The organism is Candidatus Dormiibacterota bacterium, assembly GCA_036495095.1.
GTDB lineage: Bacteria > Chloroflexota > Dormibacteria > Aeolococcales > Aeolococcaceae > CF-96.
The window spans coordinates 1-14,692 of record DASXNK010000200.1 but is presented as its reverse complement, the minus strand read 5'-3'; the positions used below and the strand labels follow the sequence as shown (position 1 = coordinate 14,692).

The 14,692-nt window shown below is 72.3% G+C and carries 16 protein-coding genes and 1 pseudogene; 9 read left to right on the top strand and 8 right to left on the bottom strand.

The window, feature by feature from the left end:
• Positions 1–3 precede the first annotated feature (3 nt).
• The 3 genes from VGL20_20415 (at position 4) to VGL20_20405 (ending at position 3,604) form a co-directional block, all read left to right on the top strand.
• Positions 4–834 carry a CoA ester lyase gene (locus VGL20_20415; GenBank protein HEY2706052.1) on the top strand — a complete coding sequence of 277 codons (831 nt, stop codon included), beginning with the start codon at positions 4–6 and terminating at the stop codon, positions 832–834.
• Positions 831–2,600, top strand: a complete 1,770-nt coding sequence (locus tag VGL20_20410) for a biotin carboxylase N-terminal domain-containing protein (GenBank protein HEY2706051.1) — start codon at positions 831–833, stop codon at positions 2,598–2,600. Before VGL20_20415 ends, VGL20_20410 begins: the two co-directional genes overlap by 4 nt.
• A gap of 260 nt (positions 2,601–2,860) precedes the next feature.
• On the top strand, positions 2,861–3,604 hold the full coding sequence (locus VGL20_20405; GenBank protein ID HEY2706050.1) for a hypothetical protein: 744 nt from the start codon (positions 2,861–2,863) through the stop codon (positions 3,602–3,604).
• Positions 3,605–3,667: 63 nt separating this feature from the next.
• Here VGL20_20405 and VGL20_20400 read toward each other — a convergent pair whose 3' ends face one another.
• Positions 3,668–4,123, bottom strand: a complete 456-nt coding sequence (locus tag VGL20_20400; GenBank protein ID HEY2706049.1) for a hypothetical protein — start codon at positions 4,121–4,123, stop codon at positions 3,668–3,670.
• Positions 4,124–4,214: 91 nt separating this feature from the next.
• Positions 4,215–4,922, bottom strand: coding sequence for a hypothetical protein (locus tag VGL20_20395; protein HEY2706048.1), 708 nt, complete (start codon positions 4,920–4,922; stop codon positions 4,215–4,217).
• A 261-nt stretch (positions 4,923–5,183) separates the two neighbouring features.
• Here VGL20_20395 and VGL20_20390 point away from each other — a divergent pair, with 261 nt between their 5' ends.
• Together VGL20_20390 and VGL20_20385 are read left to right on the top strand one after the other, a co-directional pair.
• A complete protein-coding gene (locus VGL20_20390) occupies positions 5,184–5,849 on the top strand; it encodes a hypothetical protein (protein HEY2706047.1) in 666 nt (221 codons plus the stop codon).
• Between the two features lie 185 nt (positions 5,850–6,034).
• Positions 6,035–6,706: a hypothetical protein gene (locus VGL20_20385; protein HEY2706046.1), complete on the top strand. Its 672-nt coding sequence runs from the start codon at positions 6,035–6,037 to the stop codon at positions 6,704–6,706.
• Positions 6,707–6,857: 151 nt separating this feature from the next.
• On the opposite strand, the gene VGL20_20380 is transcribed toward VGL20_20385, so the two are convergent.
• Positions 6,858–7,082 carry a cation transporter gene (locus VGL20_20380; protein ID HEY2706045.1) on the bottom strand — a complete coding sequence of 75 codons (225 nt, stop codon included), beginning with the start codon at positions 7,080–7,082 and terminating at the stop codon, positions 6,858–6,860.
• A 5-nt stretch (positions 7,083–7,087) separates the two neighbouring features.
• Positions 7,088–9,844 (bottom strand): heavy metal translocating P-type ATPase, encoded by a 2,757-nt coding sequence (locus VGL20_20375; protein HEY2706044.1) that lies wholly within the window; start codon positions 9,842–9,844, stop codon positions 7,088–7,090.
• Between the two features lie 188 nt (positions 9,845–10,032).
• On the opposite strand from VGL20_20375, the gene VGL20_20370 reads away from it, so the two are divergent.
• Entirely contained in the window at positions 10,033–10,611 is a 579-nt protein-coding gene (locus tag VGL20_20370; protein ID HEY2706043.1) for a DUF5134 domain-containing protein, read from the top strand.
• Between the two features lie 113 nt (positions 10,612–10,724).
• On the opposite strand, the gene VGL20_20365 is transcribed toward VGL20_20370, so the two are convergent.
• On the bottom strand, positions 10,725–11,435 hold the full coding sequence (locus tag VGL20_20365) for a hypothetical protein (protein ID HEY2706042.1): 711 nt from the start codon (positions 11,433–11,435) through the stop codon (positions 10,725–10,727).
• Positions 11,436–12,019: 584 nt separating this feature from the next.
• On the opposite strand from VGL20_20365, the gene VGL20_20360 reads away from it, so the two are divergent.
• Complete coding sequence (locus VGL20_20360; protein HEY2706041.1) at positions 12,020–12,241, top strand: hypothetical protein; 222 nt, start codon at positions 12,020–12,022, stop codon at positions 12,239–12,241.
• 329 nt (positions 12,242–12,570) lie between these two features.
• On the opposite strand, the gene VGL20_20355 is transcribed toward VGL20_20360, so the two are convergent.
• Positions 12,571–12,930: a hypothetical protein gene (locus tag VGL20_20355; protein ID HEY2706040.1), complete on the bottom strand. Its 360-nt coding sequence runs from the start codon at positions 12,928–12,930 to the stop codon at positions 12,571–12,573.
• Positions 12,931–12,958: 28 nt separating this feature from the next.
• Between VGL20_20355 and VGL20_20350 the strand changes: the two genes are divergently transcribed.
• A complete protein-coding gene (locus tag VGL20_20350) occupies positions 12,959–13,537 on the top strand; it encodes a sialidase family protein (GenBank protein HEY2706039.1) in 579 nt (192 codons plus the stop codon).
• 17 nt (positions 13,538–13,554) lie between these two features.
• The gene (locus tag VGL20_20345; protein ID HEY2706038.1) at positions 13,555–13,917 is read left to right on the top strand and encodes an amidase; all 363 of its coding nucleotides are present in this window, start codon (positions 13,555–13,557) and stop codon (positions 13,915–13,917) included.
• A 35-nt stretch (positions 13,918–13,952) separates the two neighbouring features.
• Here VGL20_20345 and VGL20_20340 read toward each other — a convergent pair whose 3' ends face one another.
• Both VGL20_20340 and VGL20_20335 read right to left on the bottom strand, forming a co-directional pair.
• The gene (locus tag VGL20_20340) at positions 13,953–14,093 is read right to left on the bottom strand and encodes a metallothionein (protein HEY2706037.1); all 141 of its coding nucleotides are present in this window, start codon (positions 14,091–14,093) and stop codon (positions 13,953–13,955) included.
• Between the two features lie 33 nt (positions 14,094–14,126).
• A pseudogene (locus VGL20_20335) lies at positions 14,127–14,255 on the bottom strand (metallothionein).
• Between the last annotated feature and the right edge of the window lie 437 nt (positions 14,256–14,692).

The window sequence follows — 14,692 nt, the reverse complement described above, 5'->3', positions numbered from 1 at the left end:
CGCATGAGGTTCCGCAGCGTCCTGTTCGTCCCCGGGCACCGGCTCGAGCTGCTCGCCAAGGTGCCACGGTGGCGACCCGACGTGGTCGTCGTCGACCTCGAGGACGCCGTGTCCGCCGCCGGCAAGGACGCCGCCCGCGAGGCGGTGCAGGGGGCGGAGCTCCGGGTGCCCGGCAGCACCGTGCTGGTGCGGGTGAACCCGCCCGGGACGCCGTGGCACGATGCGGACGTGGCCGCCGCCGTCGCCGGCGGCGCGGCCGGGGTCGTGCTCCCGAAGGCGGACGACCCCGAGGCCGTGACCGGGCTGGGCGATCGGCTCGCCACCGCGCTGGGCGCCGAGGCGTGCCTGGTGGTCGGTGTCGAGACGGCACTCGGGGTGGGCCGGGCGCGCGAGGTCCTCGGCACCGGCGCCGTCACCGCCGCCTACTTCGGCGCCGAGGACTTCATCGCCGACGTCGGCGGCCGGCGGACCCCCGGCGGGCTCGAGGTCCTCCACGCTCGCAGCGAGGTGGTGCTGGCGGGGCGACTGGCCGGCACACCGGTGATCGACCAGGCCGTCGTCGCTCTGGACGACGACGACGCCTTCGTGGCCGACGCGGAGGCGGGTCGCGCGCTCGGCTACGCGGGGAAGCTGTGCGTGCACCCCCGGCAGGTCACGCTCGCCCATGGCGTGTTCACTCCGAGCGAGGCGGAGGTCGCCGCCGCCCGGCGCGTCGTCGAGGCGGCGATCACGTTCGGAGTGGCCGTGGTCGACGGGCGGATGGTGGACGCCGTCCACCTCCGCCTGGCCCGCCAGGTCCTCGAGCGAGCGGGCGTGGCGGCGAGCCGGTCGTGACCACGAGAGCGGTGACCGCGGTGCTGGTCGCGAACCGGGGCGAGATCGCCGTCCGGGTGGTGCGCGCCTGCCGGGATGCGGGGCTGCGCAGCATCGCCTGTTACGCCGATCCCGACGAGGGGGCTCCCCACACCCGTCTGGCCGATGAGGCCCACCGCCTTGCGGGCGACGCACCGGCGGAGACCTACCTCAATCGCACCGCGCTGCTGGGGGTGGCCAGGGAGTCCGGTGCCGACGCCGTCCACCCGGGGTACGGTTTCCTCGCCGAGGACGCCTCCTTCGCCGAGGCCGTCATCGGCGCCGGTCTGACGTGGATCGGTCCGCCGCCCCCGGCCATGCGTGCACTCGGCGACAAGGTCTCGGCCCGCGCCGTGGCCCGCCGCGTCGGCGCTCCCATGGTGGCAGGGACCGACCGGCCGATCAGCGACGTCGGCGAGGTGGAGGAGTTCGCCGAGCGTCACGGCTTCCCGCTGGCGATCAAGGCCGCATTCGGAGGCGGGGGACGGGGGATCAAGATCGTCCATCGGGCCGAGGACATCGGCGAGCTGTTCGCCTCGGCGGGGCGCGAGGCGACCGCGGCCTTCGGACGTGGCGAGTGCTTCGTCGAGCGCTACCTGCCCCGGGCCCGGCACGTCGAGGCGCAGGTGCTGGCGGACACGCACGGCACGGTGGTCGTCGTCGGCACCCGCGACTGCTCGCTGCAGCGCCGCCACCAGAAGCTGGTCGAGGAGGCGCCGGCCCCGTTCCTGACGGACGGCCAGCGGCAGGCGATCCACGAGTCCGCCGTCGCCATCTGCCGGGAGGTCGGCTACCAGAGCGCGGGCACGGTGGAGTACCTGGTCGCGGAGGACGGCACCGTGTCCTTCCTCGAGGTGAACGCCCGGCTCCAGGTCGAGCACCCTGTCACCGAGGAGACCACCGGGCTCGACCTCGTGGCCGAGCAGTTGCGCATCGCCGCGGGCGAGCCACTGCAGCTGCCCGCCGAGCCCGTCAGTCGCGGCCACGCCTTCGAGTTCCGGCTGAACAGCGAGGACCCCGCCCGGAACTTCCTGCCGGTGCCGGGCACCATCACCGCCCTCGAGCTCCCCGGCGGACCCGGCGTCCGCATCGACAGCGGCGTCGCGGCCGGCAGCGTCGTCGGCGGCCGGTTCGACTCGCTCCTGGCCAAGCTCATCGTCACCGGCCGGGACCGCACCCACGCGCTGGCCCGGGCCCGTCGCGCCCTCGCCGAGCTCCGGATCGAGGGCCTGCCCACGGTCGTCCCCTTCCACCGTTCGGTGGTCGAGCACCCGGACTTCGTCGGCGACGGCCGCGGCTTCGCCATCCACACGCGGTGGATCGAGGAGCACCACCTCACCGGTGGCGTCAGCGCCACCCCACCCGGCGCCGTCCCGGATCCTCCTCCGGACACCGTCGCGGTCCGCATCGGCACCCGGGCGCTCAGGGTTCGGCTGCCGGGTCTCGCCCTGCTCCGGGGGACGGCCGCCGCCTCGGTCGCGGCGGGCATCGCCGACCGGTCCCTGCGGGGCCACGACCAGCCGGCGCGGAGCGACGTCGTCCGTGCCCCGATGCAGGGCACGGTCGTCCGCCTGGCGGTGGAGGAGGGGCAGCGGGTCACGGCCGGCGACCTCGTCGCCGTCGTGGAGGCCATGAAGATGGAGAACGGCGTGCACGCCCACATCGACGGCGTGGTCCGTGAGCTGGCCGCCAGGGTCGGCGACACGGTCGCCCAGGACGTGCCGATCTGCCGGATCGAAGCCGCCTGAGGGTCGAGGCGCGTCTGGCCTCGCAGCTCCCGGTCGCTCCCGCCCCTCACCGGTCTCGCAGGGTGTGCGGATGTCATGCGACCCGCTGATCACGCCATTCCGGTTTGGTATCACTATATGTGTGATTGCTCATGGTATGTTGCCGGGGCGACGGACCGGGCGGGTCGGCCAGGGCGACGGTCCACCTGCGCGGGTGCCGTCGTCACTGTCACGGAGGCGGCGTTCCGTGACGGCCTCTGCCGTGCCTCCGGGGTACATTCGTGAAGAAATTCTGGTTCTCCGCCGCAGCCCTCGCCATGGCGGCGGGGTTGACCGGCAGTGTCGTCTCCCAACGAGGGGCGACCGCGCCCGTGCACGCTGCGATCCTTCCCACCCCCGACGATGCGCTTCGCAAGCTCGTCCTCAAATTCCATGTCGTGGGCAGCTTCGAGAACCTGGATCCCACCAGGGGCGTGGTGACATTCAGCTTCTCCGGACCCTTCGGCGCCACCCAGATCGATCCGGTCACCGGCGTCGTGAACAACAGTCAGACGGGGCCGGAGATCGGCGCCATCGAACATGCCAGTGTGCAGTTCTGGATCGACCCGGGGAACGGTGCCCTCAGGGCGGACTCGGCGCGGTTCACGTGTGATCAATGCGTCATGCGCTTCAACGACGGTTCGGTGCTTCAGCCGCTGCGCGCCGACCCCAACAACCCGATCCCGCAGGCCGACATCCCGATGGAGGGGAGGCTGCTGCTGGGCCTGGGACCGCTGCCCGGTGCCAGTCCCGGAACGGTTGCGCTGCGAGGCGCCGGTTGTGGCGGCGCCAGGGAGGTCGCCGGACGCGGCTTTCTCGCGAACACCGTGGGAGCGATCTGTATGAACGGATTCTTCACCCTACCGGCGTCGCTCCCTGCGACGTCCGTCGGGTGGGCCAACGTGCACGTGCTCGGCCAGTCGGACTGCACGTTCGTCTTCCAGCCACGGACGATTCCGTCGCTGCCGGGCAGGACCGCCGGCTGACCACCGCTGGTGCCGCCGCAAGGACGGCCACCCGCCGGCGGGCGGCCGTCCCGGCTCTCCGGCTCAGCGACAACCCTCGGGGTGGCTCGGAGGCAGCGCCGCGCTGATCCGGCGGCGCTGCTCCTCGGGGTCGCGCCAGAGACGGGCGATCCCCAGGAGCCATCGCTGACGCGAAGCCAGCGGTGTGTCGCGGATGAGATCGCGCAGCGGCGCGGGGATGTCCTCGGCGATCTGCACCAGCTGCCGCACGCTGCGGTCCGCGAGCCCGGTGCAGGCGGCGGCGTCTGCGGCGTGAGAGCGAACCAGCGGGAGCCCCGCCTCCCTGCGGAGTGCCTTGCCACCCCCTGCGCGCCCGGGGGCCCCGCCGTGGCGGCTGCCGGGATGAAGCTCCTCGTACACGCGCTTTCGCGTGGCCAGCAGCTCCGCGAGCCGCAGCGTGCTGGGGTGGTCGACGATGTTCTCGTCGATGGCGGTGAGCTCGGCCTCCAGCCGCACCTGCTTCTCCGGGCGGCTCTCCATGACGGGCCATCCATGCGGACGTACGGTGCTTGCGAGCACGGTTCTCCTCCTGTCTCGTTGTGGCCGCGCGGGTGTGCCGCGCCGGCCGGGATCAGCGAGCGGGGAGAGCGGTCGGGGGCGGGCGGCTCCAGAGGTGGCGCCCGAGGCGGTCGAGGGCGGATGGCCGCCACGCCGCGGCCGGAGCCGGCGGCGGAGGCGTGGGAGCGAGGATGGCGAGGAGGACGACCAGCAGCCGGGCGACCCCGCTGATGCGCTCGCCGCGACGCCGGAGCGTCCGGTTCGCGATCGCCATGAGATTGGCGAGCAGGGTCGCGACGGCGAGGTGCACGAGCGGGGCGGCGGCGTGCGCGCCGAGCACGGCGCTCAGCCCGGGCATCGGCGCGCCCGAGATCCCCGCCTCCAGGTTCTCCTGGACGAGGTAGAGGCCCAGCTGCAGCGCGACGAGCAGCATCACCAGGGAGCCCAGGCGCGCCGCACCCGACGGGGTCGCGGTGATCGTTGGCGGTGCGACGGTGCGGTGGCCGCGGAAGGTGGCGGCGAGTGCGGAGTGAACGGCCTCCAGCCGGCGACCCATGGCCTGCCAGGCCCGCCACCAGCCCACACCGCCGGCCGCCGAGAGGCCCAGCAGCAGCGCGCCCACCGGCAGCATGTACGCGTGGACGGAGCCGAACAGCTCCGCGCGCAACCCCGCACCGCCGGCCACATGCAGGTATTCGAGGGTGTGCGCCAACCAGGTGCCGACCAGTGCCACCAGCACCAGGGTGGGCGCGAACAGCCGTCGTTGCCGCCCACGAACCATCCGGACAGAATACGCTGACCAGAGTGGGTCCGCCACCCCGGTGCGATTGCCGGATTCGCTGACGAAAGTGGCACCAGTGCTGCTGCTTTCGCAAGGTCGGCCGCGACCTGCAGCAGACCGAGATGCTCACGGCGCCGCCCCGGAGTGACCGCCTGTCGTGATGATCCTGACTGCTCGCGAGTACACCGAGATCGGTCACGACCGACGTGTCATCACTGCGCTATCCTCCCGCCCATGAGGGGACGGGGGCAGCGGCATCTGGTGGGCGCGGGCGCAGTCCTGCTGACCTTCCTCGGAGTGTGGCTCGGCCACTGCCTCGAGTACCTGCGACTTGGGGGGGGCCTCGGGCTGCGCGCCACGGTGCTCGGCGGGACGCACCTCTACATGCTGCCGCTCGGCGCTCTCCTGACCCTGATCGCCGCGCATCTGGGGGTGCGGGCGTGGCGGCTCTGGAGGGGGCTGGGACGCCGCCTCGAGGTCGCCCACTCGCTGCTGGTGAGGGCGCTGAGGGGGCGGACCTCCACGCTCGTCCACGAGCCCCCGCCATGCTCCACCGAGACCATCTCGATCCTGCTCCTGTGGCCGCCCCTCGCGCTCGGGCAGATCGGCCTCTACCTCCTGCAGGAGAACCTCGAGGCGGTGCTCACCACCGGGCGTGCATCCGGCCTGGGCGCGGTCGCGGGAGTGCACTGGGCGGCACCGCTCGTCCATGGCGGGGTGGCCCTGCTGCTCGCCGCCGTGGTGGCGGTCATCAGCCGGCAGATCCACGACCGCGCCTCGCGGCTGCACCACTGCGAACGCCTCGTCGCCGCGCTCCGCCGGGCGTGTCGGTGTGTCCCCACACCCCGGCGCGCGTCGGTCTCATGGAGCCCAACCCCACTGCAGCGCTTCGGCGCTCAACTCTGGAGCCGGCCGCCACCCGCCTGACCCCCTCCCTGACGCGGAGCGGCGCGGGGATCCAACCCGCCGTTCCCGTGCACCTCGGGAACCGGAGGTCTGCCGCCGTGGCCTCGCATTCGACGCGAGGGGCGGAGGGTCGGCCCCGGCCCGAGGAATGGCGAATGCTCGCGCGTCACCCTGGCGCGCACCAGACACCAGAGAGGGAGTCTCCGATGCGAACGCTGTCCACGATCCGGATCGTCGCCGTCGCCGCCGCGGCGACGATGAGCCTGGCGATCGTCCACCCCGCCGCCGCCCACGATGTGCACCCCTTCGGCCCCTTGACGGTCGCCCTGGGATGGGTGCACGAGCCCGCGTACGTCGGCTCCGACAATGCCGTCCAGGTGATCGTCAAGCAGGGCGACAGCCCGGTCACCGACATCACCGACAAGGACCTCACCGTCGACGTCAGCCTGGGTGCTCAGAAGATGGGCCCCATGCCCCTGATCCCCACCTCCGATCCCGACACCGGGCTGGGCATCCCCGGCGAGTACGAGATGCACTTCATCCCCACCGCGCCGGGCAACTACACCTTCCACCTCAAGGGAGCGGTCAAGGGCACGCCGGTCGATGAGACGGTGACCGCGAGCGACAAGACCTTCAACACGGTGCAGGACAGCACCGCGGCGCAGTGGCCCAACAAGGTGCCCTCCTCCGCCGAGCTCGCGACCCGGGTGGACAAGCAGACCCCACGCATCGACGCCGTCCAGGCATCGGCGAAGCAGGGAACCAGCAGTGCCGACGACAGCGCGACCCACGCCCTCGTCGTGGCCGTCATCGCCCTGGTCGTCGGTCTCGTGGCCGTATTCGTCGCCGCCCTCGGCCGGCGCACGGCCACCGCGTAGTCAGGAACGGGTCTCGCTCGCCCGCGGTGCGAGCGTGCACCTCGTGATCTCCCCGGGGAGGGCCCGTTCGACGGGCTCTCCCGACGTCCTGGAGGGCTGGCTCGGCCACACCCTCTGGCGACGGCCTCCACGTCGTCGGCGGAGGAGGGACCTAGACGTCCGACGCGTGCCCTGTGCCGGTGGTGAAGCCCGCGTCGAGGATGGCGCCGCGCACCGCGACGATGTCGGAGCTCTCGAGCATGCGCACGGCGACGATGCCGGCCTGGTGATCGGCGGTGGCCTCGGTCACCCCGGGCACCTGCTCGACGGCCCGGCGCACGCTCTGCTCGCAGCCGTCACAGGTCATTCCGTCGACTCGCAGAGTCACGGTGATCACGTGTCCTACCTCCTGGATGGGGTCTGATCGTTCGGGGCGACGGTCTGACGGGTCTCCAGCGAGAGGCGGCGTGCGTCCGCGGTGGTGGCGTCGACCTGGATGCGCCACACACCCGCACTGAGCTGGGCGTCCGAGACGAAGTGGCCGTCGCCGAACCGTCGCGCCTGCAGCGGCAGCCGCCGTCCGTCGGCGCCGAGCGCCACCAGGCTCACGCTGGCGATGCCCAGCTCGTCGCCGGCGTTGGTGAAGAAGGTGAGGTGCAGCTGGTTCCACCCCGCGGTGGCGGGGTCGAGGTAGCTGGCCAGCCTCCCGCCCGCCGGGATGGCGGTGGAGACGACGGGGGATGACGAGGCGGGAGTGAGCAGCTGCTGCTCGCGCCCCGGGGACAGCACCTGCACGGCGCCGACCACGGTGCCCAGCAGCAGCGCGGGAGCCACCCATGCGAGCAACACCGCGCGGCGGCGTGCGAGGCCGCTGAGGCGAGCCCGGCGGCGCATGCCGCGGGAGCGGTCGACACGCAGCAGCCGCAGCGAGTTGGCGACGACGGCGACGCTCGAGAAGCCCATCGCCGCGCCCGCGACCACCGGGTCGAGCAGGCCGGAGGCCGCCAGCGGGATGGCCACGGTGTTGTAGCCGAAGGCCCAGCCGAGGTTCTGCACGATCACCGCGTGGGTGGCGCGGGCGACCCGCAGCGCCGCCGGCACTCCGCGCAGATCGGCGGAGAGGAGGGTGATCCCGGCACTGTCGACGGCGGCGTCCGAGCCGCCGCCGATGGCGACGCCGAGGTCGGCGGCGGCGAGCGAGGGAGCATCGTTCACCCCGTCGCCGACCATCGCGACGTGCCGGCGCCCCACCGTGCCCAGGCGCGTCACCTCGGCGGCCTTCGCGCCCGGCAGCAGGCCGCTCAGCACCCGCAGCCGGTCGATGCCCAGCCGCCCGCCGACCGAGGCGGCGGGACCGGCCGCGTCGCCGGTGAGCATCCCCACCTCGATCCCGAGCTCGCGCAGCTCGGCGAGCGCGGCCGCCGCCTCGGGACGGAGCGTGTCGCCGACGGCAATCACCCCGAGCACGCGGCCGTCCGCGGCCACCACCACCCCCGTCCATCCCTCGGAATCGACCCGGGCGAGGGCGACGTGGACGGCGGCCGGAAGGTCGATGCCCGACTGCGTGAACAGCTGGCAACGCCCCACCATCACCTCGCGACCCTCCACCCGCGCCCGAACCCCGAGACCGGCGCAGGCGGCGAAGTCGAGCGCGAAGGGCACGTCCAGCCGGCGATCGCGGGCGGCCTGCACCAGGGCGGCGCCGACGGGATGCTCGGAGGCGCGCTCCACCGCGGCGGCGAGGCGCAGCAGCCCGGCGGAATCGCCGTCGACCGCGATCACCTCATGGACGCTCATGCGACCGGTGGTGAGGGTGCCGGTCTTGTCGAATACCACGGTGTCGATGCGGCCGCAGCGCTCCAGCACCTCGCCGCTGCGGATGAGGATGCCGCACGCCGCCGCCCGCCCGGTGCCCACCATCAGGGCGACCGGGGTGGCCAGCCCGAGCGCGCAGGGGCAGGCGACGATCATCACCGCGGTGGCGGCGAGCGTGGCCTGCGCCGGATCGTGACGCAGCACCAGCCAGGCGGTCGCGGTGAGCAGGCTGAGGCCGATGATCACCGGCACGAAGACGCCCGCGACGCGGTCGGCGAGTCGCTGCACCGGCGCCCTGTGTGCCTGCGCCTCCTCGACGAGCCGGGCGATCCCGGCGAGCGCGGTATCGGCGCCGACCGCGGTGAGCTGGACGAGCAGGGCGCCATGCTCCGCGAGGGTGCCCCCGGTCACGGCGTCACCCGCCCGCTTGTCGACGGGGACAGGCTCGCCGGTGAGCATCGACTCGTCGACCGCGCTGGCACCCTCGAGCACCCGCCCATCGGCGGGGATGCGGTCTCCGGGGCGCACCCGCACCACATCGCCGGCCCGCAGCGTGCCCACGGGCACTCGCCGCTCCTCCACCTCCGCGCCTCCCCCCACCACCAGCAGGGCTTCGCCCGGGGTCAGCGAGAGGATGCCGCCGATCGCGGCCGTGGCCCGGCGCCGCGCTCGCGACTCGATCCACCGGCCGAGCAGCAGGAAGGAGATGATCAGCGCGGCCATGTCGTAGTGGAGGTGGCCGCCGAGGCCGAGGTGCCCGCCCACCCTGTGCACGTGGCCGCCGCCGGCGGTGAGCAGCTCGTAGGTGCTGTAGCCGAACGCGGTGAGGGTGCCCAGGGCGACCAGGGTGTCCATGCTGGTGCCCCCGCGCCGGGCGCGCTCGACCGCGCCGCGGAGGAAGGGCAGGCCGGCCCAGAACTCGACCGGGGTGACCAGCACGGCGACGGTCGCACGCGCCCAGCCCTGGTGCGGCCAGCCCATGCTGAGCACCACCGCGGCGACGGTCAGCGGCCATGCGACGAGCAGCCTGCGGCGCAGCCCGTCCTCCCCCCGATGGTCTGCCTCGGGGGTGGCGGGAGCGGCCGCGGCGGGGTCGCGGTCACGAGCCGCATAGCCCGCCCGCTGAACGGCGGCGACAACGGCGTGCACGTCGACCAGCTCGGGGTCGTGATCGACATCGGCCCGGCCGGTGGCGTAGTTCACCCTGACCCCGGCGACGCCGGAGATGCGGCCGAGCACGCGCTCGATGCGAGCGGCGCAGGAGCCGCAGGTCATCCCGGTGATGTCGAGGTCCAGGTGGCGCAGGGCCGCCGCGGGTTCAGCGGTGCCGGGGGCGGCGCTCATTGAAACACCTGCGGCGATCGGTCGGTGTCGTGGAGACCGGTCCACCCCACCCGGGGTGGGACGCAAGCACACCCCGCGGACTGCACCGAATTGGCCAGCGTTGCCACTTTCGCATCGGGGTGCACGATTGACGCAGAGGCGGTACCCTGTGGACCGACTGCACACCGCTCGGGGGGACCGTCTCGATGATGGCGCACCGAGAGGGACCTGCTGGCGTCTGGTGGTTCTTCCTCCTCGCCTTCACCCTCATCGGTCTGTACTGCGCGACCCGCTGCCTGACCCGGCACGTCGCCGGGTCGGCGCATCGTGAGCAGCATGCCTCCCACACCCTGATGGCGGCGGGGATGGTGTTCATGTTCGGGCCGTTCATGGGAGGCGCTCTCATCCGAGGGCTCTGGCAGGCGGTGTTCGCCGCCGCCACCGCCTACTTCCTGATGGGCGCCGCACGCAGCCGCAGGTCGGAGCACAGCCGGGAGATGCTCGCGAAGCTGCACCACGCGGTCGCCAACGGCGCCATGGTCTACATGTTCGCCCTGCCCGGCCTCTCCGTGGTCACCCTGACCACCATCCTGATCGCGTACTTCATGGTCAACGTGCTCGTGGATGGGTGCCGCCTGGCCCAGGAGGCCTCCGGTGGCGCGATCCGGCGGTGGTGGGATGCGGTCACCCGGGGAGGCCGCATCCTCATGGCGTCGGGAATGGTGTACATGTTCGCGGTCATGGACGACCTCGCGAACGCGGGCGTGCACCACCACCACCTCGGCTGAGCGGGACCGGGGACGTACGCGGAAACCACTGGAGACCATGACCACCTGCTACCTGTTGACGGTTGCGCCGCGACTGGGGGCGGCGGCGGGCTGTGAACGGCCCGCTCGGGACGTCAGGAGGCGGGCTGGGCGGCCGGTGGGGGCCGGCGGAGGAGGTGGAGGGTCCACCGGTCACGCGGGGAGGCGATCCAGATCGGCCGCGGCGGCGGCGCCGCCGCGGAGCGATGCAGGGCGGCGAGGAGCACCCCGGCGAGGCGCTGGCAGGCGAGCACGGCGCGGCCTCGCCGGCACAGCACCCGCTGGAGGAGCACGACGACGGCGGTGAGGCAGGCCGACACCAGGAGGTGGACCAGCGGCGCCGCCCGGTGAGCGCCGCCGATCGCGCCCAGCCCGGGCGCGGCGAGGCCGGCGCGACAGGCCTCGAGGTTCTCCTGGAGCACGTAGAGCGCCAGCTGGAGCGGCGCCAGCCGGAGCAGCACCGAGGAGAGGCGCAGCGGCCCGCTCCGGGGCAGCGGGTGCGGCGTCACCGGCACCGGGCCGCTCGCGCCCCTCCACGCGTGGGCGAGGGTGTCGCGCGCGATGTGCAGCCGCCGGCCGAGCTCCTGCCAGACCTGCGCGCAACGCACTCCGGCGGCGGCGGCCAGGAGCGCCAGCAGGATGCCGGCGGGGAGCATGTAGCCGTGGACCGTGCCGGCGAGCTCCTCGCGCAGACCGGCCGGGCCGTGTACCCGCACGTACTCCGCGGTGTGGCCCAGCCACACGCCCAGCAACGGAAGCAGGGCGGCCCCGGCTGCCGTCCAGCGGTGGCGTGCATGGCCGCGCATCGCGCAGAGGATAGCGTGTGGTGCGGGAGGCGTCGAGTTCGGTTGTTGCGAGACGTGCGACCACGGCAAACGGGTCAGCGCCTCACGACGCCGCGACGGCCACGGACGGCCACGGACGGCATCTGCATCCGTCGTGCGGGCCGTTGCCGTTTTCGCAGCCGTTGCCACTTTCGCGGGGGGCCCCATTGACGCCATATGCCCCGAGGGGGTATGGTACCCGGCGTCGGCCCGGACCGCTCGGGCCCGATGATCAGTGGCGAAGACGAGGTGGACCGATGAGGATCAAGATGGCTGACGGCTGCGGGTGCAGCGCCGGCTGCAAGTGCGGCCCCAACTGCGCGTGCACGGCCGAGGACAAGTGCAGCCCCGACTGCACCTGCGCCAAGAGGAAGTAGCCCAGCCCGGCGAGGGCGGGCGGCCGGCACCGATGCCGGCCGCCCTCCCACCCTGCTTGGTCCACGCCCGTCACCCACCCAGGATCGCCGGGACGCACGAAGCGCTGCACCTGTGGACGGATCGGCCGGCCTTCAGTACCATGCGACAGCGATGACGGTTCATGACAGTCTCGGTAGGAGGTGCGGCACATGGACGGCGATGCGCGTCGGGTTCCGGTGATGAAGTTCTGCTGCCATTGCCACTGCGGTTGCCCGGAGCTCTTCCTTGCACCGGACGCGCCCGAGGACCGGCGCGTGGTCATGACCGATGACTTCGGTCAGCAGATCCAGATCAGCGTGGACCAGTTCCGCACCTTCGTCAGGCATGTGAAGAGCGGCGAGCTGGAGGAGTCCCTCCTGAGCGCCGGCTAGCGCACAGCCCAGCCGCCTCTGATGCCATTTTCGGTTGCGCCATAACAGATTTGGCAGAGGGGCGGGCGGATCCATCATCATCTCCGCGTACCGGCTGTGCGATCGGTGGTCAGGGGGGGTCTCGTGATGATGGGAGGCGTATCGCGATCCCGAGGCGGGATGGTGGCGGTCGGGCTCGGCTCGCTGCTCGCCTGTGCCTGTGGCGGAAGCTCATCGCCACCGGCGACAGGGTCGAGCCCCCACGCGGTGGCGACGGGAGACGCGGTCGCCAACCATGTGCACGGCGCGGTCCTGGGCGCGAGCCCGAACGAGATCCTCATCGCCACGCACTACGGGCTGCGGCGGAGCGAGGATGGCGGCCACACCTGGCAGCCGGTGACCACCGCCGGTGACAGCATGGTGGCCGCCCTCGTCAGGGTCCCGAGTGGATACGTCGGCTCCTTCATGAGGATGTCGTCGATGAAGGGCGCCGCGGGCAGCGGCTCGATCACCGGCGGCAACTCCACCGGCGGATCCATGGGCTCGATGCAGGGCATGGGTTCGATGAGCTCGTCCTCGACGACGGCGGGGTCCACCCCCGGCGGTGCCACGGGTTCGATGTCGATGAGCGGGCCCGCCGAGGTCAGGAGCTCCGGCGACAGCAGGACGTGGATGTCGGTCCAGGGACTACCGTCGGGGGTATCGGTCACCAATCTCGTCGCCTCACCCGATGGCAGGGTGACGTGGGCCTCGATCAACGGTCAGGGCATCTACCGGAGCACCGACGGCGGTCGGAACTGGCAGCAGGCGCTGTCCACCAACGCACTGATCACCGCCATCTACGACAGCGGGGCGTCGCTTCTCTACTCGACCCAGGATGGCCTCGACATCACCAGCGACGCGACGCCGAGCGTCCCGGCGACACCGACGATCCCAACCTCGATGAACTCCGTGGCGCAGTGGTCGGCGTGCACCACCTGCCTGGTCGCCACCACAGAGCATGGCGGCGTGACCACCAGCCGCGACGGAGGGCAGACCTGGGAGCGGGTCCAGACCACCCTCAGCTTCGACAGCGTGGTGTCCTTCACGTCCACCGTGGGTGCGCTCTTCGGCATGGTGGCCACCGAGTCCGACCACAACCGCGGGGTGTGGCGTTCGGTGGACGGGGGAGCCACGTGGACCAGGGTCCTGGACCAGCCGCTGATCGACTACGCGCTCGGGCTTCCCAACGGTGACCTGCTCGCCTTCCAGTGGGGTGTCCACGTGTGGCGCTCCACCGACGGCGGAGCCAGCTGGACGAAGTACGGCGACGTCTGACCCCGTCCGTGGCTGCTGTGAACGCGGCAACCCTGCGGTGGGCGGTCACGGGTCTGGGCGTGGTGGCGCTGACCGTCGGGTGTGGCAATCGGTCGCCTGGCGGCTTCGCCACCCCGACGACAACCCGGACCACCGCCGCCGCGACCGCCACCGTGCGAGTGGAGGACAACAGCTTCACGCCCCAGGTCCTGACCGTGCCGGAGGGTGCGACGGTGGAGTGGCAGTGGGGCGGCAGGAACCCGCACAACGTCACCGGTGACGATTTCGCCAGCCCCGACCAGAGCTCGGGCGGCTTCGACCGCTCCTTCAGCCGGTCCGGCACCCACTCGTACCGCTGCACCATCCATCCCCACATGCTCGGGGAGGTCGTGGTCCGCTGAGGATCCCGGAGGGGGCGCTCGCCAGCCCCGGAACCTCAGGCGGCCTTCGCGACCAGAGGCGCACCGCAGATGCAGGTGTAGCTGTCGCCTCCGCCAGAGCAGTTGCACCCCGCCTCGATGCGAACAGCGCAGCCGCAGCCATCGTGGCCGCAGGTGAGCACGGCGCCGCCCGAGATCGGGGAGGCGTCGGTTTTCTCCACGAGAGTGGCACCGCAGATGCAGGTGTAGCTGTCGCCTGCGCCGGAGCAGTTGCAGACCTCGTCGATGCGAACCTGGCAGCCGCAGCCCTCGTGACCGCAGGTGAGCGCGGTGCCGCTTTCGACCGTAGTCATGGCCATCCCTCCATCAGTCCCTGTGGGCGCCATTGTGCCGTGTGTGGACCGGCGGCTGCGAGCCTTCGCGTCAGACGCGGCGATCGGCGGTCGTCAGCGTCGCAACGCTCGCTCGGTGAGGCTCTCCGTGTCAGTGGAGGTCACGTCGAAGGAACCTGCGCCTTCGGGCTCGATGCTCTTCGTCGGTGGCGTACGTCCGGCGGCGATCACAGGCTGCGCCCCATTCCAGGCGCCGTGATGAGGGACGGCCCTCAAGAGGTCGCGTGCACGGCTGTCAGGGTGGCGGAGACGTCGAGAGGGCCTGTCAGAGGCGGAGCGCACCGTGCATCACAGAACTGCACGAGTGCGAAATCGCCGGCATGTCGGACTGATGACCACCGTGATCCCGCTCAGGGTGGTCGCCGGCTACCCCCGCACTGTGCCGGCGACCACCTCGACGAGAA